The organism is Prescottella equi, from assembly GCF_020171745.1.
In the GTDB taxonomy this organism is placed as follows: domain Bacteria; phylum Actinomycetota; class Actinomycetes; order Mycobacteriales; family Mycobacteriaceae; genus Prescottella; species Prescottella equi_A.
On the sequence record NZ_JAIVAH010000009.1, the window covers coordinates 116776 to 137570 of the forward strand.

Genomic DNA, 20795 nt, shown 5'->3' on the forward strand with positions numbered 1-20795 from the left:
ATGTCACGGGGTGACGCGGGAGCGGGCGACGATCACCGGGCACTGCGCGTGGTACAGCAGCGATTGGCTGGTGGAGCCGAGGAGCGCGCTCTCGAAGCCACCCCGACCCCGGCTGCCGACGACCATCGAACGGGCGGTGGCGCTGAGCGCGACGAGGTGCTTGGTGGGGCCGGCCTCCGCGATCACGGTCTCGACCTGCACCGACGGGAACTTGGCGCCCAGCGTCGCGATCAACCGTTCGATCCGGCCGCGGGCCTCCTCGTCGGCCTCCTTGGTGCCGCGGCGGCGGCGCGCGTGGACGGCCGTCATCTCGGCGTGCCGGATCGACGCCTCCTGCATCGCGGTGCCGACGACGATGTCGGCGCTGTCGGAATGGTCGACGCCGGCGACGACGGGACCCGAGGTGGGTGGGACGGGGCTGCCGTCGGCGCCGCGCACCACCGCGACCGTGCACTTTGCGTGATGCGCGAGCGACAGGGCCGTCGATCCGAGCACCATCCGTTCGAAGAAGCCCGCCCCCACCGAACCGACCACCAGCAGGCTCGCCTTCTCGGACAGGTCGACGAATGCCCGATTCACCCGGCCACGAAGCAGTTCCACCTCGACGTCGACGGTGTAATCCTCGACGGTGGCCACCTCCCGAGCGGCCTTGAGAGCCTCCCGCCCTGACGCTTCCTCTTCCTCGAGGTCGTCGGCGACGAACGGGAAGTCGTTCTCGGTGTCGATGACGTGCACCAGTTTCAGCGGCACCTTGCGGGCGTGGGCCTCGACGGCCGCCCACTTGACGGCGTGGATCGCGGCGTCGGATCCGTCGACGCCCACGATCACCGGCCGGGTCTCGTTCGCTGGTGACATCGTCCACTCCGATCGGCTCGAGTGTGCACGTTCGGTATCAGACTAACGGCGAAACCCGGCCGGTGGCGTGAGCTTGAGGCGGTGATCGTGGATACGGTCAGGAGGCGATTTCGTCCGATGGATCCTGATTGGTCCGGGCGCCCGCTGCCTCCTCGAGTTCCGCGAGGCTCGCGCGGATGAGCTCCAGGTAGTGGTCCAGATCCGGCATGGTCGCCTTGTCGGCGATCACGGTGAGCATCAGGCTGCCGTCCGCGGTCGTCACGACGAAGTGACGCAGATTGTCTCCGTCGACGGGAGGTTGGGCACCGATCACCGCCGACGCCGGTGCACCGTTGAGTGTGAAGCCCTCGATCGAGAAGGGCATGTTGCTCACCATCGTGTGCTGGCTCCGCGGACGAGTCGGATCGGGGATGCTCTTCTTGCGCGAGTATGCCATCAACCGCAGCAACGGCGGGGGCGCGGTCTCCATCGCCGCCAGCTGTCGTCGCACCGAGATGTGGGAGGTTCGGGTCTTCTCCGACTTCGATGACAGAGCGATGAGGGCAACTCGTTCGAGGGGATCCGTAATGCCGGTGTGCATGTCGACACTCATGATCGCCAACTGGTTCGCCGATTCCCACTCCTCGATCTTGCGCATGGATCGCGGCACCATCGCGACGAGCGAACCCTGATGAGGCTCGCCCTTCTCGGCGAGGTAACGCGCCAGGGCGCCGCCGATCACGGCGAGCAGAACATCGTTTGCGGTAGCGCCCGGAACAGCTGCCCGGAGACGACGAATCCCACTCGCGGGCAGAGTGACCGGCGCCAGTGAGCCGAACCCGCTCACCTTGCTGTTGAAGCGCGTGCCGGGCTGTTCGACCGCCGCCACCCACTGCCCGGACTTCGCGGCCTCGCTCACCTCACGGACGGCTGCTCGGTTGCCCGGAACATCCTCGGCGAACCGCCGGAGCGCCCGAGGAAATCCCAGCACCGACTTGGCGAACATGCGCGCCCGCAGAAGTCGCGTAGCCGGCGCAGGTTTAGCGGGAGCCACCTTGTCCGAGAAGATCTTCTCAGCCAACTGCAGGACCGCGAGCCCATCACCCGCGCTGTGGTGGGCCTTGAGCACGACGGCGGTCCGCCGACCGGACTGGCCGTCCATTCCGGTTATTCCGGTGAGGAAGTGCAGCTCCCACGGTGGACGCATGAGGTCCATGCGCGAGGTCAGCAGTGTGTCGAGATGCTGCTGCACGGGCGCCCAGCCCGGTTCCGTGATCGCGCGGACTCGCACATGCTGATCCAGATCGAGATTCGCGACCGGTTCCCAGTAAGGGTGCATAAGGCCGAGTGGAACGCGGCGGATCCGGTGCGTGAACATGCGGTTGTGACCGAGTCGCGCGGCCACCCATTCGACTGCGGCGCTCTGCGACAGCTCGGCTGGCAGCCGATCTGTGTCGAATAGATACACAGCGAGAAGGTGGCCGAGATGCCCGTCCGACTCGTTGTAGACGAAGTCGGCGTCGCGTGGACTGAACTGTTCGAACCCCACGGCCGGTCGCTCGGACGAAGGCATCAAGACTCCTATCGGGTCGACCCACGATTTCCGATCACACCAACGCTCGGAAACGCAATGTCGTCAACAAAGACGAAACCGAAGCCCTCGAACCCGCTGTCGGGCGCGAGGGCCTCGGTTTCGCAGTGTGAGCACGAACGCGCCCCGTTGCAGCCGGCAGCCGCGAATGGCGGCGCGCTCGCATCGATCGGACACCGGCTATTTCTGCGGTGGATTCTCGAGGACCTTGCTTCCCAGGCCGACCAGCCCGAAGATGTTGGCAATCACCGTGATCATCGAGTTGAGATACTGCTGCACCATGTCGAAGACCTTTCTCTAGATCGGGAGCGGCGGGTTCGGGTTGAGAGACAGAGCATTCAGGTACTGGGCTAGCGTGCCCACCAGATCGATAGACCCGAAACCGACCAGGTCGGTGCTGTAGGTGAGAGACAAATCGAACATGTTTTCCCCTCCTTCGTTACTGTCCGACGGTCGAGCCGAGAGTGGTGCCGACCGAGCTGAGGCCGGCCTCCAGGCTTCCAGCGACGCCTGATGAGCCCGCAGGCCACAGCGCGATCGCGTCGCCGACAATGTCGAAGATCGCATTGACGATGCCGTTGAGCCCATTACCGAAGGGGGCGGCCAGAGAACCCACATCGACACTCGTGACGAGGTCGACAAGACTTCCGGTATCCACTACGAATCACACTCCTTCAAGAATTGATCGATTAACTCGCATCAGGCGGGGAGGACCCAGCTGAAGTCGGTCGACAACTGCAGCGGGTAGAAGATCATATTTCCGATGATCATCTGTACGAGTTCATTCGTGAGCACCGGAGCCAGCGATCCAAGCGTCATTCATCTACTCCTTTTCTCAAAGATTTGGCGCGGCAGGACAGGCCTGCCGTCAGCTCATTTCCAGCAGGCCGGCCAGGGACCCGGTGAAGCCCTCAACGCCCGGCATCCAAGACCCGCTCCACACATCGGTCAGAAGACCGTTCAGCAACGTTGCCGTCGCATTCAGAAACGACACACTCATTCGAATTCCCATCCTCTCGGTCGGTGTTGAAACCACTCTTCGAACATCTGCACGGTGCCGCTCCCACCTTCCACGCGGTTGCGAAATCGAGCAGCACACAGGCACTCAGGAAGCTCACACGCCCGGGGCCCGATCGCCCCTCCCGAACCTCTTGCAGCCGTGATCGAAAGGAAACTAACCCATATGCGCCCCACTCGGGAGGCTTTTGCCCGAAACATTCCCGCGGTCCAATATTCAGGCCAAATCCCCAGGTCAGCACCACGCAGGAAGTGAAGTCTGCCCAGTGAACAGAGCGAGACTCACCCAGGGATCGAATTTGGACAACCGTCCAAATTCAACATCGATAAATGTACTGCAGTGCAATTTCGCGGGTTCGACGGGAAATCCGCGAAATCGACGACAAACATCGAGGGGCCGTCGGCGGCACACACCCGGCCGCCGGATTCTGTACAAATTGACCAGCCGAAACGCCCACCCGCATGGCAGATCGCTCAATCTGAGCAGCGCAACCAGCCGATATTGCCCGCGCCGGCGTCGTGCGGTGTGATCGACCCGTACCCGTCACGGGAGGTCCGTTCATGACCGTCGACCAGTCACTGACCCACCTCGACGACGCCGCGCTGCGACAGCTGCTCGGGCTCGTCGAACACGATCCGGCCGCCGATCCGTTCCCGGTGATCGGGTGGGACGCGATCGTGTGGGTGGTGGGCAACGCGACGCAGGCCGCGGCCTACTACCGGGCGGTGTTCGGGATGGAGCTCGAGGCGTACTCCGGCCCCGAGACCGGCAACCGCGATCACCGCGCCTTCGTATTGCGCAGCGGTGCCGTCAGATTCGTGCTCACCGGCGGCGTCGACCCGTCGAGCCCCCTGCACGACCACCACCACCGGCACGGTGACGGCGTCTACGACGTCGCGCTCGAGGTCACCGACGTCGACCGCTGCATCGCGCACGCCCGCGGCCAGGGCGCGCGGATCCTGGTCGAACCGCACGACGTCACCGACGAGCACGGCACCGTCCGCACCGCAACCATCGCCGCCTACGGCGAGACCCGGCACACGCTCGTCGACCGCTCCCGTTATTCGGGGCCGTACCTGCCCGGGTACGTCGTGCGCACCGGCACCGCGAGCGCTGTGCCGCAGGTGATCCAGGCGCTCGACCACGTGGTCGGCAACGTCGAACTCGGCAGGATGAACGAGTGGGTGGACTTCTACCACCGCGTCATGGGGTTCACCGATCTCGCGGAGTTCGTGGGCGACGACATCGCCACCGAGTACTCGGCGCTGATGAGCAAGGTGGTCGCGAACGGCAATCACCGCATCAAGATTCCGCTCAACGAGCCGGCCGTAGGCCGCAAGCGGTCGCAGATCGACGAGTTCCTCGAGTTCTATCGCGGCCCCGGATCGCAGCACCTGGCGCTCGCGACGTCGGACATCCTCGACGCCGTGGACCGGCTGGCGGCTGCGGGCGTCGAATTCCTGGCGACGCCGGCGTCGTACTACGAGGACCCTGCGCTGCGGGCCCGGATCGGCGAGGTGCGCGTGCCGATCGAGGAACTCGAGCGCCGCGGCATCCTCGTCGACCGCGACGAGGACGGCTACCTGCTGCAGATCTTCACCAAACCCATCGGCGACCGGCCCACAGTGTTCTTCGAACTCATCGAGCGGCACGGCTCGCTCGGGTTCGGCAAGGGCAACTTCCAGGCCCTGTTCCTCGCGATCGAACGCGAGCAGGAGCGGCGCGGCAACCTGTGACCGCGCCGCCCCTCTCTGGAATCAAATGCTCGTGATGCCCAGGTCCAGCGACATCTGCGAGCCGGTCACGGTGCGCGACCGGTCGCTGGCCAGGTACAGCACGACCTCGGAGACGTCGTCGACGCTGCACTTGCTGAGCCCGGCGAGCGGCCACTTGTAGTTGTCGAGGTAGCGCGGGAACTGGGAGAGGATCTTGCCGACGTTGGCGTCCTGGCCCATCGGGGTATCCACCGCACCCGGGTGGATCGAGTTGACCCGAATGCCGAACTCGCCCAACTCGATCGCCGCAGTCTTGGTCAGGCCGACCAGGCCGTGCTTGGCGGACGTGTAGTTCGACGTGCCCGGGCTGGCCTTGATGCCGGCCGCCGAGCTGACCACGACGATCGAGCCGCCGCGGCCGCCGTCGATCATCGCGGGCACCGCCGCCTTGAGGGTGCGCCACACACCGTTGAGGTTGATGTCGACCATAGTGGTCCACTGCTCCTCGGACATCTCCCAGAAGCGGTTCCACGTCGAGATACCGGCGTTGGCGACCACGATGTCGAGGCGGCCGAAGCGCTCCACACCGGCGTCGACGGCTGCCTGCAGGTCCGCCTGGTCGCGGACGTCGCCGATCGCGGTGACGATCTCGCGGCCCTCGGCGCGCACCAGGCGAGCGGTCTCCTCGAGATCCTCGGGCGTGGCCGCCGGGTAGCCGACGTCGTCGGACACGGACGCGCAGATGTCGAGCGCGATGATGTCCGCGCCCTCCCGCGCGAAGCGCACCGCGTGGTTGCGCCCCTGTCCGCGTGCCGCGCCGGTGATGAAGGCGACCTTGTTCTCGAGCAGTGCCATGCGAATCCCTCCGGATCCCTCGTCGTGCAGTATCTCGGCAGATTAAGGCGGCGACTCGAGCCCGCGGGCCGGCTTTCCGGTGACCGGGAACACAGCCGCGGATCGCCTCGATGGTAAATCGGCCCCGAAACATCGTGTAGTCTGAAATTACCGACGCGGGGTGGAGCAGCTCGGTAGCTCGCTGGGCTCATAACCCAGAGGTCGCAGGTTCAAATCCTGTCCCCGCTACAAATGAAAGACCCGGTATCGCACCTGCGATACCGGGTCTTTTGCTTTGCCCCGACGCCGGTGCCGCGCTCGAACTGACCTCCCGCACCCCCGATCGCGCGGGCGGGAGACGAGTCCGGGCGCGGGACTGCCCGGACGCGCACCCGCGTCGTCCGCCGCCGCGGCAGTCGAGCCGACCGCCGGCGTCACACAGGTTTTCCGAACAACACACACGAAATGCGCATCGAATCGGTGTGTGATGCCGGCAGAAGGTGTGTGACGCCGCCCCAGCAGCAGGGAGCAACCCGGAGACGAGCGCTGGCCCAGCCCAAGCTGCCCCTCCCCCGACACCCCTGTCGGCGGCTAGATTGCTTCTATGGCCGACCGCGATCGGGACACCCTCGGCAAGCCGCGCAACGCCCGGCCCCGGGACCGCCTGGGTCGGCCGCTCGAGTGGGGCGAGGAGGGATTTCCGACGATGCCCGACGACCTGGATCTCGATCCCGGCGAGGCGATCACCGAGGCGCAGCGCCTGCTCGACCACGACCTGCCGTTCCACGCGCACGAGGTGCTCGAGGCGGCGTGGAAGAAGGCGCCGCACGAGGAGCGCGGGCTGTGGCAGGGCCTGGCCCAGTTGGCGGTGGCGGTGACCCATCAGATGCGCGGCAACCCCGCGGGCGCGGTCTCTCTGCTCAGGCAGGGCCGGCACCGCATCGTCCCGTTCGAGGACAACCCGCCGCACGCCCTCGACATCACCGGCCTGGTTGCGTGGGCCGACCATCTGATCGTCGAACTGGACCGCGACATCCCGCCCGACACGATCCCGGTTCCACGTCTCCGGATGCCCTGATGGCCCATTCTGGTCAAATGACCGTTCTGCCGATGTTCCCCCTCGGCTCCGCACTGCTGCCCGGGGAACGGTTGCCACTGCACGTGTTCGAGCCCCGCTTCCAGGCGCTCGTCCGCGACTGCCTCACCGCGACCGAGGGTCCCGTGTTCGGCACCGTGCTCATCGCGCGCGGGCACGAGGTGGGCGGCGGCGACGTCCGCAACGACGTCGGCACCGCGGTGCGGATCGTCTCCCACATCGGGATCGGCGACGGCCGGTACGCGCTGGACTGCGTGGGAGAGGAGCGGATCCGGATCCAGCACTGGCTCGGCGACGACCCGTACCCGCGCGCCGAGATCGAGCCGTGGCCGGTGGATGCGTCGGGCCGCGCCTCGGACGACCAGCTCCAGCGCCTCACCGACAAGATCACCGAGCTGTACATCTTGCTCACCCGGATCCGGGAGCTGCGCGACGACCCACCACCCGCGCCGCCGCGCATGTTCGACGTGCTCGAGCGGCCCGGCGACCACCTGTACGCGCTCGCGTCGTGGGTGCCGATGGGGGCGGCGGACAAGTACGCGGTCCTGGCCGCCGACACCGCGGACGACCGGCACCGGGCGTTGACCGACGCGATCGACAACGCTCGCGAGATCGCCGAATTCCGACTTTCGGGGCGCCGGTGACGGGCGTCACACGTCGGATGCACTAGCGTCCAACCTCCGGGGAGTCCAGGGGAGGAGAAGACATGATTCACGTTCGGCACAAGGCGGTGGCCGTCGTTCCGGTCGATCTCGCGTTCGGTCACATCGACGACTACCGGAACGTGCCCGACTGGATGTTCGGGATCAGCCGGTTCGATCCGATCGGCGACCTCGACCAGGGTCTGGGCGCCACGTACGACGCGACGATGCAGCTGGGACCCAAGGCGCTGAAGTCGACGGTCGAGGTCACCGAGTGGGAGCGGGACCGGCTCATCACGCTGTCCTCGGTCGCCGGATTCGGCAACCGGTCCAGCTGGATGTTCACCCCGGTCGGCGACGACCGCACCGAGCTGTCCGTCGACTTCGGCTACGAGCTGCCGGGCGGGCTGGCCGGCAGGGCGCTCGGGAAGTTGATCGAGCCGTTCGTCACCACTGCGATCAAGCAGACCGAGGCGAACCTGCGCAAGCAGATCGAGGCGCTGGGGCGGTAGCTCAGGCCGAGTGCCGGCCGCGGTAACCCAGTGCGCGGCGGGCGAAGTCGAGGCTGAACGCGATCGTCATGGTCGACTCCTTCAGCACCGTGCCCATCACCGGGTAGGCGTGGATCTGGCCGCTCCACACGTGCGTCTCGACGGCCTGCCCGGCGTCCTCGAGCAGAGCGGTCATCGCCTCGACGTCGGGGCGCATCAGCTCGTACTGCGCGACGCTGAAGAACACCGGCGGGTACACGCGCGGGTCGGCCTCGATCGGCGAATCGGCGCCGACGATCGGGTCCGGGCCGCCGGCCCACTTGTCCTTGAGCGCCTCGACCTGATTCATCGGCAGGTAGGCGTCGCGGCGCATGTAGTCGGGGTCGTGCTTCTCGAGCGCCAAGTTGAGCAGCGGCGAGTACCCGATCACCGCGGCCGGGGTCACCATGCCGCGAGTTGCGGCCAGTTCGGCCACCTTCATCGCGAGGTAGCCGCCCGCCGAGTCGCCGGCGAGGATGATCTTCGTCGGGTCCTCGGCCTTGCCGAGCAGGTCGGTGTACGCGGCCATCGCGTCGTTGATGGACGTGCCGATGCCGCCGTAGGGCAGCTGCCGGTACTCGACGGAGATCACCGGGATGCCGGCCCGGGCCGCGAGCAGCGCGCACAGGCTGCGGTGAGTGGCCAAGCCGCAGAACACGAATCCGCCGCCGTGGAAGTACAGGACGGTCGCGCCCGCGAGCGCGTCGGTGGCCTTGCGGTGGTGGCTGATCAGTTCGCTCGGCACCCCACCGAGCGTCATCGGTTCGATCGTGACGCCCTTGGGCTTGGGTAACCGGTCGACGACCTTCTCGAGATGGCCGAGGGCCGCGATGCCGCGGTCGGTGGTGGGCCACGCCGCGAACAGTGGTTTGACGAAGATCCGCGCGATCCAGAACACCAGCCAGGCCAGCCAGCTCACCTTCCAGTGCCGGATGATCGTCGTCTCGCGCGTGCGCATCGTGCCCCCAGTCGTCGTTCCCCGCGGGTGGTTAGGCCCACCCCGCCCGCCACCCTAGAGTCCGACGCCGCAACCCGCAGCGACATCAAACCTGTAGCAGCGGAACCAGGAGTTCGTCGTCGGTGAGCGCGCCGTGCTGGCCCGCCAGCATCGACATCCGCGGTTCGGCCTCGCTGCGGACCACCGCGGTGGCACCGCGGGCGATCATCACGACGTCCCCAACCCGGCGCAGCGCGGCCGGGGTGGGGTCCGGTCCCAGCAGCCCGGCGGCGGCGACGTCGTCGCGGGTGCCGACCCAGGCCCGCGGCCCGAGCAGCTCCCGCCACCGGCTCAGGACGCCGGGGGCGCGCCCGGGTTCGGTGTGCACGTGCCGGCAGCGGGCCTCGCCCGTGAGCGCGACGACCCCACTCGACAGCGCCGGCTCCTTGTCGAAGTCGACGCGGTGCGGTGGGTCGACGGACACCATGCCGTGGTCGGCGGTCACCAGCAGGTTCACGTCGGGGCCGAGGTGCGCGACGAGGTCCTCGACGAACCGGTCGACGATCGTCAGCTGCGCCACCCACGGGTCGCTGCCCGGGCCGTACACGTGGCCGAGGGTGTCGATCTGGCTCAGGTAGCAGTAGACGAGGGTCCGCTCCCCCGCCGTCGCGGCGTGCACCGTCGAGTGCAGCAGGTCGCCGTATGCGACGGTCCCGACGAACCGGCCACCGCGCAGGACTGCGCGGGTGAGTCCGCTTCCGCCGAACTCGCGGGGCAGCACCGTCGTCGCGACCACGTCGGCGGCCGTCGCACGCTCGAAGGCTGTGGGTGACGGCTGGATCCGCTCCGGCACCACCTGGCCGAGCATGTCGCGGTGGTCGCCGACGCGCTGCCAGCGCAGCCAGTTGAACGGCCCGCCCGCCTCCGCGACGTCCGAGACGTACCCGGTGATCCCGTGCCGCCCGGACGGCAGCCCGGTGCCGAACGACGCGAGGCTCGTCGCGGTGGTGGTCGGGAACCCGGCCCGGATCGCACGCCCCTCGATGCCGTTGAGGAACGGTGCGGCATCGAGGTTGCGGCGCAGCAGGTTCCAGCCGAGGCCGTCGATCAGCAGCACCACGGTCCGATCGGACTCGGGCAGGCCCAGCCGGTTCGCCTCATCGGGCACGCCGAGCGAGGCGAGCACCGACGGCAGCACGTCGGCGAGCGTGGGCTCGGCGTACACGTCGCGCACGGGCAGGTCGTCCGACACGGGAGGCACTCGCAATCGTCGCTCGGCATGCTGGCGTCGCCCCCAACTGTAGGGGCGGCACATCGCGCAGTCGTCTCGAATGCGAAACCCGACGCCCCGGTGTTACGGCCTTCACCGACCGGACGATGCAATGATCATGAACAAGACCAGAATTGCCGTGACGGTGGGAATTGTCGGGATACTCGTTCTGCTCGGGGGCGGTGTGGCCGGCGCGAATCCGCCGGGCCCCGACCCGCTCGGCAGCCTGCCGCTCCCCCTCGCCGACGCCGTGCGCGCCGTCATCGCACCGTTCGTTCAGGCCCTCGTGGACGTCTACAACTTCTGGAGCGGGCTCTCGGGCTGACCCGGCAAATTCGGGCCGGCTCGACAATTGGCGCCGGAATCGGCACCACGAACGGGTCGGGAGTGCCAACCTGGGTCCATGAGTCCCCGATTCGTCCGTGCACGAGGTGATCACTGATGGCCCGACCGGTCCGCGTCGTCGTCCTCGGGTCCGGGTCGTGGGGCACCACGGTGGCCAAGCTCGCGGCCCACAACACCCCCACGCTGCTGTGGTCGCGCAACCCCGAGACCGCCGACGAGATCAACACCGAGCACCGCAACTCGCGCTACCTCGGCGAGCACGAGCTGCCGGAGAGCCTGCGGGCGACGTCGGACATCGTCGAGGCCGCGAACGAGGCCGACGTGCTGGTGGTGGGGGTGCCGTCGCACGCCATCCGCAGCACGCTGGGCCTGATCTCCAACGACGTGCGCGCGTGGGTGCCCGTGCTCTCGCTCGCGAAGGGCCTCGAACCGGGCACCCGGCAGCGGCCCACCGAGGTGATCTCCGAATGTCTGCCCGGCCACCCGGTCGGACTGCTCGCCGGCCCGAACATCGCCCGCGAGATCGCCGACGGCCTGGCCGCCGCATCGGTGGTCGCGACGCAGGACGAGGACGTCGCGACAGCGCTGCAACCGCTGTTCGCGTCCAAGGTCTTCCGCGTCTACCGCAACACCGACGTGCTCGGCTGCGAGCTGGGCGGTGTGCTCAAGAACATCGTGGCGATCGCGTCGGGCATGGCCGACGGCCTGGGCGTCGGCGACAACACCCGCGCGATGGTCCTGGCCCGCGGTCTCGCCGAGATGACCCGGCTCGGCGAGGCGATGGGCGCCAACCCGCGCACGTTCGCCGGACTCACGGGCGTCGGTGACCTCATCGCCACGTGCATGAGCCCGGCGTCGCGCAACCGGCGCGTCGGCGAGGCCATCGCGCGCGGGCTCACCGTCGACGAGGCGGTGGAGAAGCTGGGGCAGGTGGCCGAGGGCGTCAAGACCGCGCCGACCGTGATGGAACTGGCCCGCGACTACGACGTCGAGATGCCGATCGCCGCCGAGGTGGAGGCCGTCGTCGCCGGACGCCGGACACCCGAGGAGGCCTACCGTGGCCTGCGGAAAGTCCAGGCGGGCGGCGAGGACGAGGTGGCCTGACCGGCCCGACCGATTTGTCTTGAACACCGTTCAAGTTGCACACTGCTGACGTCAGGCGGTGAGGGGAGCGCTGCGGGAACCTCACGGATGGGATGCAGCGTGTCGGAGTCGGTTCGTCATACCCGGGTGCTGATCGTCGGCGCCGGATTCGCCGGACTCGGCATGGCCCTGCAACTCGCCCGCCGCGGCGAGCGCGACTTCCTGATCCTGGAGCAGGCCGACGCCGTGGGCGGCACCTGGCGGCAGAACACCTATCCGGGCTGCGAGTGCGACATCCCGTCGGTGCTGTACTCGTATTCGTTTGCCCCCAAGACGGATTGGACGTCTTCCCACGCCGCGCAGCCGGAGATCCTGGACTACCTGTCCGAGCTGACGGACCGGCACGACCTGGCCGATCACCTCGAGTTCGGCACCGAGGTGGCCGGGGCGCAGTGGGACGAGTCCGACTGCCGCTGGCATGTTTTCGACAAGACCGGACGCGAGTTCGTGGCGCAGTACCTGGTGATGGCGTCCGGGGCCCTGAACGTGCCGCGCATCCCGAAGCTGCCCGGCGCCGAGACGTTCGCGGGCGCGAGCATGCACTCGGCGGCCTGGCGCGACGACGTCGACCTCACCGGCAAGCGGGTGGCGCTGATCGGCACCGGCGCCAGCGGCGTCCAGTTGGCACCGCACCTCGCCGAGCGCGCGGCCGAGCTCCACGTCTTCCAGCGCACCCCGGCCTGGATCCTGCCGCGCCGGAGGTTCCGTGCCGCGGTCGCGGCGAGCCGACGGAGCACGCTGGCGCGCAGGCTGTTCCGCGCGGTCACCTACTGGGGCGGCGAGGTGCTCGGCGTCGGGCTCGGCCGTCCGCGACTGCTCGAGCGCACCCAGGCCCGCGCCCTCGCCCACCTGCGCAAGCAGGTGCCCGACGCGGCCCTGCGCGACGCGCTGACCCCCGACTACCGCATCGGCTGCAAGCGGATCCTGCGCTCCAACGACTTCTATCCCACGCTGACCCGCCCGGACACCACCCTGGTCACCGACCCGGTCACCGCGATCCACCCGGACGGGATCGAGACCGCTGACGGCACCCGCCGCGACGTCGACGTCATCGTGTACGCCACCGGGTTCCGCGTCGCGGGCGCGATGAACCGCATGCACCTGGTCGGCCGCGGCGGCGTCAGCCTGCTCGAACGCTGGCAGCGCGACGGCGTCCGCACCCACCTGGGCGTCACGATGTCCGGGATGCCCAACGCGTTCTTCCTGTCCGGCCCCAACACCGGCCTGGGCCACAATTCGGTGATCGTGATGATCGAGGCGCAGATCGCGCACGCGCTCGACGCGATGCGCCTGGCCGAACAGCACGGCGCGGGCGCCGTCGAGGTCCGCGCCGACGCCCAGAACTCGTTCGATGCGTCTCTGCGGGAACGGCTCTCGCGCGGCGTGTGGAGCACCGGTGGCTGCGCCAGCTGGTACCTGGACGCCCGCGGGTCCAACCACGCGCTGTGGCCGGGTTCGTCGTGGGACTACCGGCGGCGCACCCGGGTCGTCGATCCCGCCGACTACGAGTTGCTCCGCGCCGAATCGGAGCCGGCGGCCTGACGAGGTCGGAGAAAATGGTTGGACGCGATCCGGCGCCGGTTGCTAGCGTGTCCGCGACCGTGACTTCACGCCAGGAGGTGAGACCCATGTACGCAACGAACATGTGGGCGCTCCCACTCGTGTGCACGGTCGGGCGATTGACGTAGGTGTCGCCGGGAGCGCCGAAATTCAAGGCACTCCCGAAAGGCCACACCATGCATTTCACTTCCGAGACATCGTCGAACGGTGTCGTCGAACGCACCTTCACCCTGGACGAGATCACCGGCGTGCTCTGGTCGCCCGCATCCGGAACCGGCGGCGGGCCGCTGCTGCTGTCGGGGCATTCCGGCGGTATGCACAAGCGGGCGCCGGGGCTGGTGGCCGGCGCGCTACACAGCGTCGCCGCCCACGGGTTCACCGTCGCCGCCATCGACGCACCCGGGCACGGCGACCGCCCGCGAAGCGTCGAGGATCAACGGCGGGTGGACGCGATCCATCGGGCCCGGGCGGCGGGCGAGCCGCTCGCCCCGATCGTCGTCGAACACAACATGTCGGTGGCCGAGCGCGCGGTGCCGGAATGGCAGGCAACCCTGGACGCGCTGCAGGCGCTGCCCGAGATCGGCGCCGACGCGCAGATCGGCTACGGCGGAATGACGTTGGGCGTCACCACCGGGCTGCTGCTGGCGGCCGCCGACCCCCGGGTCGCCGCGCTGAGCCTCGGTGCGGTGTTCGTGAACGACGCCCTGATCGAGGTGGCACGACGGGTCACCGTCCCGGTCGAGTACCGGATTCCGTGGGACGACGAGGAAATCGAGCGCGCCTCCGGGCTGGCCCTGTTCGACGCCTTCGCCTCCACCGATAAGGCCCTGCACGCCCACCCGGGCCGGTACTTCGAGGTGCCCGAGCACGAGCGCGACAGCTCGGCCCGATTCTTCGCCCGGCATCTCGGCCGGACCGCCGGCGCGACATCGGACTGACGTGAGGCGGTGTCGGCGTCCGACCCTCGTGCCGGACGCCGACACCGCCACCAAGCGGCCGGTGGGGCCTGGCGGCGGATAGCGACTTGGGGGTTAGTCGCCCGACGGGAAGCCGACGATCGCCAGGTTGAGCGGAAGCTGATCCTTGCGCGGTTCCGCGGTGGCGAGCTTGTCCTGGAAGTACTTGCCGGAGATGTAGTCGTCCGCGTTCAGGACCTCTTCGAGCGGCACCTGACCCGAGTACTCGAAGTTGTCGAACACATACGGCAGCGAGTCGGCATTGAGCAGGCTCGGGCCGTTCATCAGCTGGAAGTGCAGGTGCGACGCGTTGGCATTGCCGGTGTTGCCGAGCTTGGCCAGTTTGTCACCCTTCTTGACCTTGTCGCCGGGCTTCACGAGCAGCGATCCCTCGATGAAGTGGGCGTACAGCGCGTAGACGCCCCCGCCGATGTCGAGGACGATGTGGTTGCCGTCCACGTTTTCGACCGTGAGCTTCGCGGCCAGCTCCGGGACCGACGCGGGCAGGGTGCCCGGGGCGTTGGCCTGCACATTGTCGAGCGTGGCGACCACCGTGCCGTCGGCCACCGCGTACACCTCGGACCCGTAGTCGACGTAGCTCTCGTTCTTCGTCTTGTCCCCGCTGTAGAACTCGCCCTGGTCGTTGGCCCGCTTCCAGTCGATCGCGAACCGTTGACTGTTGTTGATCTTGCCGTCGACCGGCAGCGGCGACGACCGGTGCGGGAGCCCGGGCAGGCAGCACCCGTTGAAGGCCACCCAGTTGTCGCCGCGCAGCGGCGGCGAGATCACGCGCGGCGACCCACCGTCGATGTCCAGCGGCATCGCCAGGTAGTCGACCGACGCCGGTTCGCGGGCGGCCGGTGACGCGGCGGCACTACCGTACAGGTGGTGCAGGACGCTCTTCGGCGCCTGATCCAGGGATTCGAAACTGAAGTCGAGGAACAGGATTCGACTCTCCTGCGGGGGAACAGCCGTGGACGTGGCCGGCGGCGCGGTGAGCATGCGAAGCCGATTGCAGTCGCCCACGGCGCAATTCGGATCGACCAGCGCGGCGCCGGAGAACGACGCGACAACCTTCGACGGGTCGGTTCCGTCCACCACGTCGATCTTGTCCAGCGTCGCCGGGACCGGCGTCGCATTGGTCAGCTGCAGGTCGTAGGCCACGTGATACTTGCCGTCGCTACCCAGGAACGGGAACGTGGGATCGCCGATCGGGGCGAGCACCAGCCCCGTGTACGCGTCCGGCACGGTGACGTTTGCGAGATCGGCTGCCGTCGTCGATGTTTCGCTCGATGGAGTCGCATCTTCGCTCGACGAGCAGCCGGCCACGAGCACCGCCAGCGCCACAGCGGCAATCGCCCCCGATCGGAGGGGCCGTTTCACGGTGGCAGACAACGCTGTGCTCATTTTCCGTCCTCGGTCTGGATGGAGCCGGCAAGCAAGAATCCGTGTTGCAGGGGCACAGTAACGCGCCGCGAGGGCGGCCATATGCACGAATGCACACTTTCACCTTTGACAATGATTTTCATTACCCGATAGACCTTGCGGCATGATTCGCATCGACCCCACCTCCCGACGCCTCACCGTCGCCGCGTCCGTCGCGACGTGCGCGGCCCTGCTCGCCGGCTGCTCGGGCGCCGACGACGGCACCACCACCGTGACCGCCGCCGCGGCCGCGAGCCCCGAGTCCACCTCCGCCAAGCCCGCGCAGGCCCGCGCCGCGACACCGCGACTGGCCGTCACCTACGACGGCGGACTCCACGTCCTCGACGCCGAAAACCTCTCGGTGGTAGGCGAATCCGAGCTGGCCGGGTTCAACCGGCTCAACCCGGCCGGCGACGAGCGGCACGTGATCGTCTCCACCGAGGACGGCTTCCGCGTGCTCGACACCGGGGCCTGGTCGGAGGCGCACGGCGACCACGCGCACCACTACACCGCCGCGCCCGCCCTCACCGACGTCACGTTCGACGCCGACAAGCCCGGCCACGTCGTTCGGCACGCGGGCCGGACCGTCCTGTTCGACGACGGCACCGGACGCGTCGACTCGTTCGACCCGACGACCCTCGCCGACGGCACGCCACAGACCACGACGTTCACCGCCTCCGTCGCGCACCACGGCGTCGCCGTCGAACTCGCCGACGGTGGACTGATCACCACGCTCGGCGACGCGAAGACCCGCACCGGCATCGTCGTCTACGACGCCGCCCGCACCGAGATCGCCCGCAGCGAGCAGTGCCCGGGCGTGCACGGCGAGGCCGTCGCCGCCGACGAGACCGTCGTGTTCGGCTGCCAGGACGGCCTGCTGATCTACCGCGACGGCGCGATCACCAAGGTCACCAGCCCCGACCCGTACGGCCGGATCGGCAACCAGGCCGGCTCGGAGGAGTCGACCGTCGTGCTCGGCGACTACAAGAGCGACCCGGACGCCGACCTGGAGCGTCCGACGCGGGTGTCGCTGACGAACACCGTCACCGGCGAGCTGCGCCTGGTGGACCTCGGCACCAGCTACACGTTCCGGTCGCTCGGCCGCGGCGCGTTCGGCGAGGCCCTGGTCCTCGGCACCGACGGCGCGCTGCACGTGCTCGATCCGACGTCCGGTGCGGTGCTCCGCACGGTCCCGGTGCTCGACCCGTGGACCGAACCGCAGGAGTGGCAGACGGCTCGTCCGGCGCTGTTCGTGCAGGGCTTCATCGCGTACGTGACCGATCCGGCCACCAACCGGATCCACGCCGTCGACTACGAGAAGGGCCAGGTCACCACCACCGCCGAGCTGCCGCACACCCCCGACGAGATCACCGGCGTGCGCGGCTGACGTTCACCCGGAGGGTTGCGTGTTTCCGGGAGTCGCGCTTAGACTCCTCGGTCATGCAGCGCATCCAGGTAGTAGTTCACCGCCGTAGCGGGGTCTGATTCGGACCGACCCCTCGCTGCGGGTCGTTGAGCTATCTACTTGTCGGTCCTTCCTTCACTTCAGGAAGACCCCCGAAAATGCGCACCTCACAGGCTTTCGCCACCACCACCTCCACGTTCTCGAACGATCCGTTCTTCCAGCGTTTCGGCATGCACTTGCCGCGCGACCTGCGCGCCCAGGCGCAGGGTCTGAGCTGGACCGAGTTCGCGCAGCGCTTCGCCCCCGCCGGCGGCCCGGTCCGTCTGGGCAGCTGGGCGTCGGAGCACCTCGGCGCCGGCCGGCACACCTTCATCGCCACCCTCGGGCTCGGCGACCGCATCTCGTCCGCGTCGGCGACCGCCACCGGCCCCATCGCGGCGCTCACGTCGATGCTGTTCGACGCCGGTTTCCAGCTCGAGATCCTGTCGTTCCACCAGCAGCGCACGTCGGAGGGCACGGCCACGTTCATCCTCGCCGAGCACGACGGCGAGCGCCGCTGGGCGATGGCCATCGCCGAGGACTGCAACGCGTCGGCGCGGGACGCGATCATCGCGGGCGCCAACCTGCTGCACCGCTGAAAGAAAGTTGATCTTCCGACCGATCCGGACGGGAGGCGGCACCGAATACCGAGTGACCGCCTCCCCCGGAAAGGACCACCCATGTCTGTCGCGAAGAAGCTCACCGCCGGACTGTTCGCCGCCACCGCCGCGGCCGTCGTCACCGCCGCGCCCGCCGCGGCCCAGCCCACCGGTTCCGCCGACCTGTGGCAGCCGCTCGCCCCGATCCCGTCGCTGGACGTCGCCCGCTACGCCGGCACGTGGTACCAGCTGGCCGCGGTCCCGCAGCCGTTCAACCTGGACTGCGCGCGCGACACCCACGCCACGTACGGCGTGCTCGACGCGTCGAACGTCAGCGTGAACAACTCCTGCACCACGTGGAGCGGCGGCACCAACGGCATCGTCGGCAATGCCCGCGTCAACGACCCGGTGACCAATGCCCAACTGCACGTGAGCTTCCCGTCGGTGCCGTTCCAGAACTCCCCGGACGGCCCCACCAACTACGTGGTCACCTATCTGGCCGACGACTACTCGTGGGCATTCGTCGGCGACCCGGCCCGCGTCTCCGGTTTCGTGCTCTCGCGCACCCCCGCGGTGAGCGCCGAGGGCTGGCAGCAGATCCGCAGCGTCGTCGAGTCGCGCGGCTACAACTCGTGCCTGGTGCTCACCTCGCCCACCACCGGCGGGCGCTCCGACATCGCCCCGCTCTGCACGATCTGACCGGACGCCGGGTTCGGCAGGATCGAGCAGGGGCCGGCCGGGTTCGGCCGGCCCCTGCTTGCGTGCGGTTCAGCCGACCGGCGAAGCCGCCGCTGCCGCGAGGACCTGGGCGAGGTCGGCGGGACGACTCCACATGGGCCAGTGGCCCGTCGGGAGATCGACGAGTTCGAGGTTCTCGAGGTTGGTGACCTCGGCGAACATGGGATGGCCGTCCTCGGCCAGCGCCATCAGCTGCGCACTCGGGAGTGAGCAGCACACCAGCGTCGTCGGAACCCGCAGGCGTGCATCGTTGTCGAGCTCCACGGTTTGGCGCAGCACGGGTCCGGGTTCGGGGACGGCTCGCAGCCGGAAGCGCGCGAGCACGTCGGCGCTCAGGCCTTCGATGCTGGCCTGCTCCCCGAGCGCCTCGAAGGGCGGCAGTGGAAGCTCTTCCAGTTCGTCCGGGGCGTCGGGGGCGAAAGCGGTGCCGGGCGCGACCGGGCCACTGTCGACCCAGATCACCCGGCCGACCAGCTCGGGGTGCCGGTCGAGCACCAGACTGACGGGAGCATTGGCTCCGCTGTGCGCCACGATGACCACCGGCTCGGCTTCGGCAGCCAGGACCCGCTCGATCGCCGCTACTTGATCGTCGAGAGTCCTCGACGCGCGTTCGGGGTCCGTCGCGTCGAGGCCGGGCAGGGTCATCGGGATGGCCCGCCGGCCCAGGTCGGTCAGGTGTTCCAGGACCTCGTCCCACGCCCAAGCCCCCAGCCAGTGGCCGGCGATCAAGACGGTCGTCGGGTCATTCGTGGTTGTCGTCATACCGCAATCCTCGCAAGCCTCTTGGACAACGGTATGTCACTATTTCTGGCATCATTTCGGATTGGACGGGAATTTGAGGCGAGCAGAGCGGCTCCACGCGTTGACGGAGATGCTGCGTCGAAGCGGCACTCGTGGATGCACGGCGGACCAACTGGCGAGCGAGTTCGGCGTGTCGGTGCGCACGGTCAAGCGGGACCTCGATGCACTCGAGAACAGCGGTGCGCCGATCTGGTCGCGTCCGGGCCCCGGCGGCGGATACGGTCTGGCCGCTCGATCCAACCTCCCGCCCATCAGCTTGACCCCGGCCCAGGCGGTGGCCCTTCTCACGGCGGTATCGGCCGCACCCGACGCACCCTATGCCGACCTCGCCTCGGCCGGCGTTCGGAAGATCTTGGATGTGCTCGATCCTCGGACCCGGAAGAAGGCCGACGAACTCGCGCGTCGCGTCTGGGTCGATGCCGAACCGACTGCCACGCGGGCGGTCAGATCGGCACTCGAGGAGGCGATGGCCGAGCAGTGCGTCGTGCGCATCCGCTACACCGCGCGTGACGGCAACAAGACCACCCGCGACGTCGAGCCGGTGATCTTCGCGTCCACGAATGGTCGCTGGTATCTGATCGGCTGGTGCCGGCTACGGGATGAAATGCGGTGGTTCCTGGTGACGAGCATCGAACACGCCGGCGTGACCAAGACTCGCTGTGGCGACCACGGCATCGACGAGATCGGCGGCCCCCCATCGACCGCCAGATCCGTGAGCCGCGGCGGTGAGTGAGGCAATCGATCACCATCCGGGTCGGTACAGCTAGGGAACCTCCAGCACCCCGAACCCGGCATGGATCTGCACCTGCGGCCACAGGTCACTCCGCGGTGGATGGACCGAATTGGACACGTCGGCGGACGCGACGACCGTGCCGCGTCCCGTGGCCGCCGTCGCGGGCACGTACCGGCACAACTCGTCGGGCGTGAGAGGTCGACCGGCCTCGATGGTCGGCTGCGCACGGAGGACGGTGTCGCCGGTGGCGCCCGTCGCCAGGTTCCGCCACGCGATCGACACATCGATGCAGTCGAGCGTGGAGATGGGCATGACGACCGTCGCCGACGGCGCCGCCGCGAAGGTCACCACGCCCGGGGCTGTCACCACCGACGACGGTGTCACCGCCGCAATCTTGTTCGGCACCCAGCAGATGAAACCCACGGTGCTGCACGCCGATACGAACGTCACCGGAACCTGGAACGGCGCGGGCGGAACCGGGGCCGCGGTCGCCATACCGGACGAACCGAGCGGAATCGCCACGGCGGCCGCCACTATCACGATACGGACGAACGGGCGACAAGCGGCGGAACAGCGCATGGCAGC

At 68.5% G+C, this 20795-nt stretch carries 23 protein-coding genes and 1 tRNA gene; 13 read left to right on the plus strand and 11 right to left on the minus strand.

Annotation, left to right across the window (positions count from 1 at the left end; all coding sequences use genetic code 11):
* Positions 1–3: 3 nt before the first annotated feature.
* The 5 genes from LCL87_RS07275 to LCL87_RS25805 all read right to left on the minus strand — a co-directional run bounded on the left by LCL87_RS07275 (position 4) and on the right by LCL87_RS25805 (position 3425).
* Complete coding sequence (locus LCL87_RS07275; RefSeq protein WP_225018181.1) at positions 4–855, minus strand: universal stress protein; 852 nt, start codon at positions 853–855, stop codon at positions 4–6.
* A gap of 97 nt (positions 856–952) precedes the next feature.
* On the minus strand, positions 953–2407 hold the full coding sequence (locus tag LCL87_RS07280) for a wax ester/triacylglycerol synthase domain-containing protein (RefSeq protein ID WP_225018184.1): 1455 nt from the start codon (positions 2405–2407) through the stop codon (positions 953–955).
* A 315-nt stretch (positions 2408–2722) separates the two neighbouring features.
* Positions 2723–2848, minus strand: coding sequence for a hypothetical protein (locus tag LCL87_RS25800; RefSeq protein ID WP_510850708.1), 126 nt, complete (start codon positions 2846–2848; stop codon positions 2723–2725).
* A 16-nt stretch (positions 2849–2864) separates the two neighbouring features.
* Positions 2865–3083: a hypothetical protein gene (locus tag LCL87_RS07285; protein WP_225018186.1), complete on the minus strand. Its 219-nt coding sequence runs from the start codon at positions 3081–3083 to the stop codon at positions 2865–2867.
* 210 nt (positions 3084–3293) lie between these two features.
* Positions 3294–3425, minus strand: a complete 132-nt coding sequence (locus tag LCL87_RS25805; RefSeq protein ID WP_510850709.1) for a hypothetical protein — start codon at positions 3423–3425, stop codon at positions 3294–3296.
* Positions 3426–4003: 578 nt separating this feature from the next.
* Here LCL87_RS25805 and hppD point away from each other — a divergent pair.
* Positions 4004–5179 carry a 4-hydroxyphenylpyruvate dioxygenase gene (hppD, locus tag LCL87_RS07290; protein WP_225018187.1) on the plus strand — a complete coding sequence of 392 codons (1176 nt, stop codon included), beginning with the start codon at positions 4004–4006 and terminating at the stop codon, positions 5177–5179.
* Positions 5180–5200: 21 nt separating this feature from the next.
* Here the strand turns inward: hppD and LCL87_RS07295 are convergent, their stop codons facing one another.
* Complete coding sequence (locus LCL87_RS07295; protein ID WP_225018189.1) at positions 5201–6013, minus strand: mycofactocin-coupled SDR family oxidoreductase; 813 nt, start codon at positions 6011–6013, stop codon at positions 5201–5203.
* Between the two features lie 154 nt (positions 6014–6167).
* On the opposite strand from LCL87_RS07295, the gene LCL87_RS07300 reads away from it, so the two are divergent.
* From LCL87_RS07300 to LCL87_RS07315, 4 genes are all read left to right on the plus strand, one after another.
* Positions 6168–6241: transfer RNA gene (locus LCL87_RS07300), tRNA-Met, on the plus strand.
* 355 nt (positions 6242–6596) lie between these two features.
* Positions 6597–7070, plus strand: coding sequence for a DUF309 domain-containing protein (locus LCL87_RS07305; RefSeq protein ID WP_225018190.1), 474 nt, complete (start codon positions 6597–6599; stop codon positions 7068–7070).
* A gap of 17 nt (positions 7071–7087) precedes the next feature.
* Entirely contained in the window at positions 7088–7732 is a 645-nt protein-coding gene (locus LCL87_RS07310; RefSeq protein WP_225018192.1) for an LON peptidase substrate-binding domain-containing protein, read from the plus strand.
* A 62-nt stretch (positions 7733–7794) separates the two neighbouring features.
* Positions 7795–8241, plus strand: a complete 447-nt coding sequence (locus LCL87_RS07315) for an SRPBCC family protein (protein WP_225018193.1) — start codon at positions 7795–7797, stop codon at positions 8239–8241.
* Position 8242: 1 nt separating this feature from the next.
* On the opposite strand, the gene LCL87_RS07320 is transcribed toward LCL87_RS07315, so the two are convergent.
* A complete protein-coding gene (locus LCL87_RS07320; RefSeq protein WP_225018194.1) occupies positions 8243–9217 on the minus strand; it encodes an alpha/beta hydrolase in 975 nt (324 codons plus the stop codon).
* Positions 9218–9302: 85 nt separating this feature from the next.
* Positions 9303–10457 (minus strand): alkaline phosphatase family protein, encoded by a 1155-nt coding sequence (locus tag LCL87_RS07325; RefSeq protein WP_225018195.1) that lies wholly within the window; start codon positions 10455–10457, stop codon positions 9303–9305.
* A gap of 127 nt (positions 10458–10584) precedes the next feature.
* Here LCL87_RS07325 and LCL87_RS07330 point away from each other — a divergent pair, with 127 nt between their 5' ends.
* The 4 genes from LCL87_RS07330 to LCL87_RS07345 all read left to right on the plus strand — a co-directional run bounded on the left by LCL87_RS07330 (position 10585) and on the right by LCL87_RS07345 (position 14452).
* Positions 10585–10791, plus strand: a complete 207-nt coding sequence (locus tag LCL87_RS07330; protein WP_225018196.1) for a hypothetical protein — start codon at positions 10585–10587, stop codon at positions 10789–10791.
* A 116-nt stretch (positions 10792–10907) separates the two neighbouring features.
* Positions 10908–11915 carry an NAD(P)H-dependent glycerol-3-phosphate dehydrogenase gene (locus LCL87_RS07335; RefSeq protein ID WP_225018197.1) on the plus strand — a complete coding sequence of 336 codons (1008 nt, stop codon included), beginning with the start codon at positions 10908–10910 and terminating at the stop codon, positions 11913–11915.
* Between the two features lie 99 nt (positions 11916–12014).
* Positions 12015–13496 carry a flavin-containing monooxygenase gene (locus LCL87_RS07340; RefSeq protein ID WP_225018198.1) on the plus strand — a complete coding sequence of 494 codons (1482 nt, stop codon included), beginning with the start codon at positions 12015–12017 and terminating at the stop codon, positions 13494–13496.
* Positions 13497–13690: 194 nt separating this feature from the next.
* Positions 13691–14452, plus strand: a complete 762-nt coding sequence (locus LCL87_RS07345) for an alpha/beta hydrolase (protein WP_225018200.1) — start codon at positions 13691–13693, stop codon at positions 14450–14452.
* A 93-nt stretch (positions 14453–14545) separates the two neighbouring features.
* Here the strand turns inward: LCL87_RS07345 and LCL87_RS07350 are convergent, their stop codons facing one another.
* Positions 14546–15877, minus strand: coding sequence for a M23 family metallopeptidase (locus LCL87_RS07350; protein ID WP_225018202.1), 1332 nt, complete (start codon positions 15875–15877; stop codon positions 14546–14548).
* Positions 15878–16019: 142 nt separating this feature from the next.
* On the opposite strand from LCL87_RS07350, the gene aztD reads away from it, so the two are divergent.
* The 3 genes from aztD (at position 16020) to LCL87_RS07365 (ending at position 18637) form a co-directional block, all read left to right on the plus strand.
* The gene (gene aztD / locus LCL87_RS07355; RefSeq protein WP_225018204.1) at positions 16020–17282 is read left to right on the plus strand and encodes a zinc metallochaperone AztD; all 1263 of its coding nucleotides are present in this window, start codon (positions 16020–16022) and stop codon (positions 17280–17282) included.
* A 176-nt stretch (positions 17283–17458) separates the two neighbouring features.
* Positions 17459–17938, plus strand: a complete 480-nt coding sequence (locus LCL87_RS07360; RefSeq protein ID WP_225018206.1) for a 2-isopropylmalate synthase — start codon at positions 17459–17461, stop codon at positions 17936–17938.
* A gap of 81 nt (positions 17939–18019) precedes the next feature.
* Positions 18020–18637, plus strand: coding sequence for a lipocalin family protein (locus LCL87_RS07365; RefSeq protein ID WP_225018208.1), 618 nt, complete (start codon positions 18020–18022; stop codon positions 18635–18637).
* Positions 18638–18706: 69 nt separating this feature from the next.
* Here LCL87_RS07365 and LCL87_RS07370 read toward each other — a convergent pair whose 3' ends face one another.
* Positions 18707–19438 (minus strand): alpha/beta fold hydrolase, encoded by a 732-nt coding sequence (locus LCL87_RS07370; protein WP_225018210.1) that lies wholly within the window; start codon positions 19436–19438, stop codon positions 18707–18709.
* Between LCL87_RS07370 and LCL87_RS07375 the strand changes: the two genes are divergently transcribed.
* A complete protein-coding gene (locus tag LCL87_RS07375) occupies positions 19425–20210 on the plus strand; it encodes a WYL domain-containing protein (RefSeq protein ID WP_225018212.1) in 786 nt (261 codons plus the stop codon). The genes LCL87_RS07370 and LCL87_RS07375 overlap by 14 nt on opposite strands.
* A 30-nt stretch (positions 20211–20240) precedes the next feature.
* On the opposite strand, the gene LCL87_RS07380 is transcribed toward LCL87_RS07375, so the two are convergent.
* Positions 20241–20732, minus strand: a complete 492-nt coding sequence (locus LCL87_RS07380; RefSeq protein ID WP_225018214.1) for a hypothetical protein — start codon at positions 20730–20732, stop codon at positions 20241–20243.
* Positions 20733–20795: the final 63 nt, after the last annotated feature.

Excerpts from the sequence above, each read along its gene's own strand:
- LCL87_RS25805 (WP_510850709.1), bottom strand. The coding sequence starts at position 3,425 with ATGAGTGTGTCGTTTCTGAATGCGACGGCAACGTTGCTGAACGGTCTT.
- LCL87_RS07365 (WP_225018208.1), top strand. The coding sequence starts at position 18,020 with ATGTCTGTCGCGAAGAAGCTCACCGCCGGACTGTTCGCCGCCACCGCC.
- LCL87_RS07335 (WP_225018197.1), top strand. The coding sequence starts at position 10,908 with ATGGCCCGACCGGTCCGCGTCGTCGTCCTCGGGTCCGGGTCGTGGGGC.
- LCL87_RS07275 (WP_225018181.1), bottom strand. The coding sequence starts at position 855 with ATGTCACCAGCGAACGAGACCCGGCCGGTGATCGTGGGCGTCGACGGA.
- LCL87_RS07345 (WP_225018200.1), top strand. The coding sequence starts at position 13,691 with ATGCATTTCACTTCCGAGACATCGTCGAACGGTGTCGTCGAACGCACC.
- LCL87_RS25800 (WP_510850708.1), bottom strand. The coding sequence starts at position 2,848 with ATGTTCGATTTGTCTCTCACCTACAGCACCGACCTGGTCGGTTTCGGG.
- LCL87_RS07280 (WP_225018184.1), bottom strand. The coding sequence starts at position 2,407 with ATGCCTTCGTCCGAGCGACCGGCCGTGGGGTTCGAACAGTTCAGTCCA.
- aztD (WP_225018204.1), top strand. The coding sequence starts at position 16,020 with ATGATTCGCATCGACCCCACCTCCCGACGCCTCACCGTCGCCGCGTCC.
- LCL87_RS07310 (WP_225018192.1), top strand. The coding sequence starts at position 7,088 with ATGACCGTTCTGCCGATGTTCCCCCTCGGCTCCGCACTGCTGCCCGGG.
- LCL87_RS07360 (WP_225018206.1), top strand. The coding sequence starts at position 17,459 with ATGCGCACCTCACAGGCTTTCGCCACCACCACCTCCACGTTCTCGAAC.
- hppD (WP_225018187.1), top strand. The coding sequence starts at position 4,004 with ATGACCGTCGACCAGTCACTGACCCACCTCGACGACGCCGCGCTGCGA.
- LCL87_RS07330 (WP_225018196.1), top strand. The coding sequence starts at position 10,585 with ATGAACAAGACCAGAATTGCCGTGACGGTGGGAATTGTCGGGATACTC.
- LCL87_RS07350 (WP_225018202.1), bottom strand. The coding sequence starts at position 15,877 with ATGAGCACAGCGTTGTCTGCCACCGTGAAACGGCCCCTCCGATCGGGG.
- LCL87_RS07320 (WP_225018194.1), bottom strand. The coding sequence starts at position 9,217 with ATGCGCACGCGCGAGACGACGATCATCCGGCACTGGAAGGTGAGCTGG.
- LCL87_RS07370 (WP_225018210.1), bottom strand. The coding sequence starts at position 19,438 with ATGACGACAACCACGAATGACCCGACGACCGTCTTGATCGCCGGCCAC.
- LCL87_RS07295 (WP_225018189.1), bottom strand. The coding sequence starts at position 6,013 with ATGGCACTGCTCGAGAACAAGGTCGCCTTCATCACCGGCGCGGCACGC.
- LCL87_RS07315 (WP_225018193.1), top strand. The coding sequence starts at position 7,795 with ATGATTCACGTTCGGCACAAGGCGGTGGCCGTCGTTCCGGTCGATCTC.
- LCL87_RS07305 (WP_225018190.1), top strand. The coding sequence starts at position 6,597 with ATGGCCGACCGCGATCGGGACACCCTCGGCAAGCCGCGCAACGCCCGG.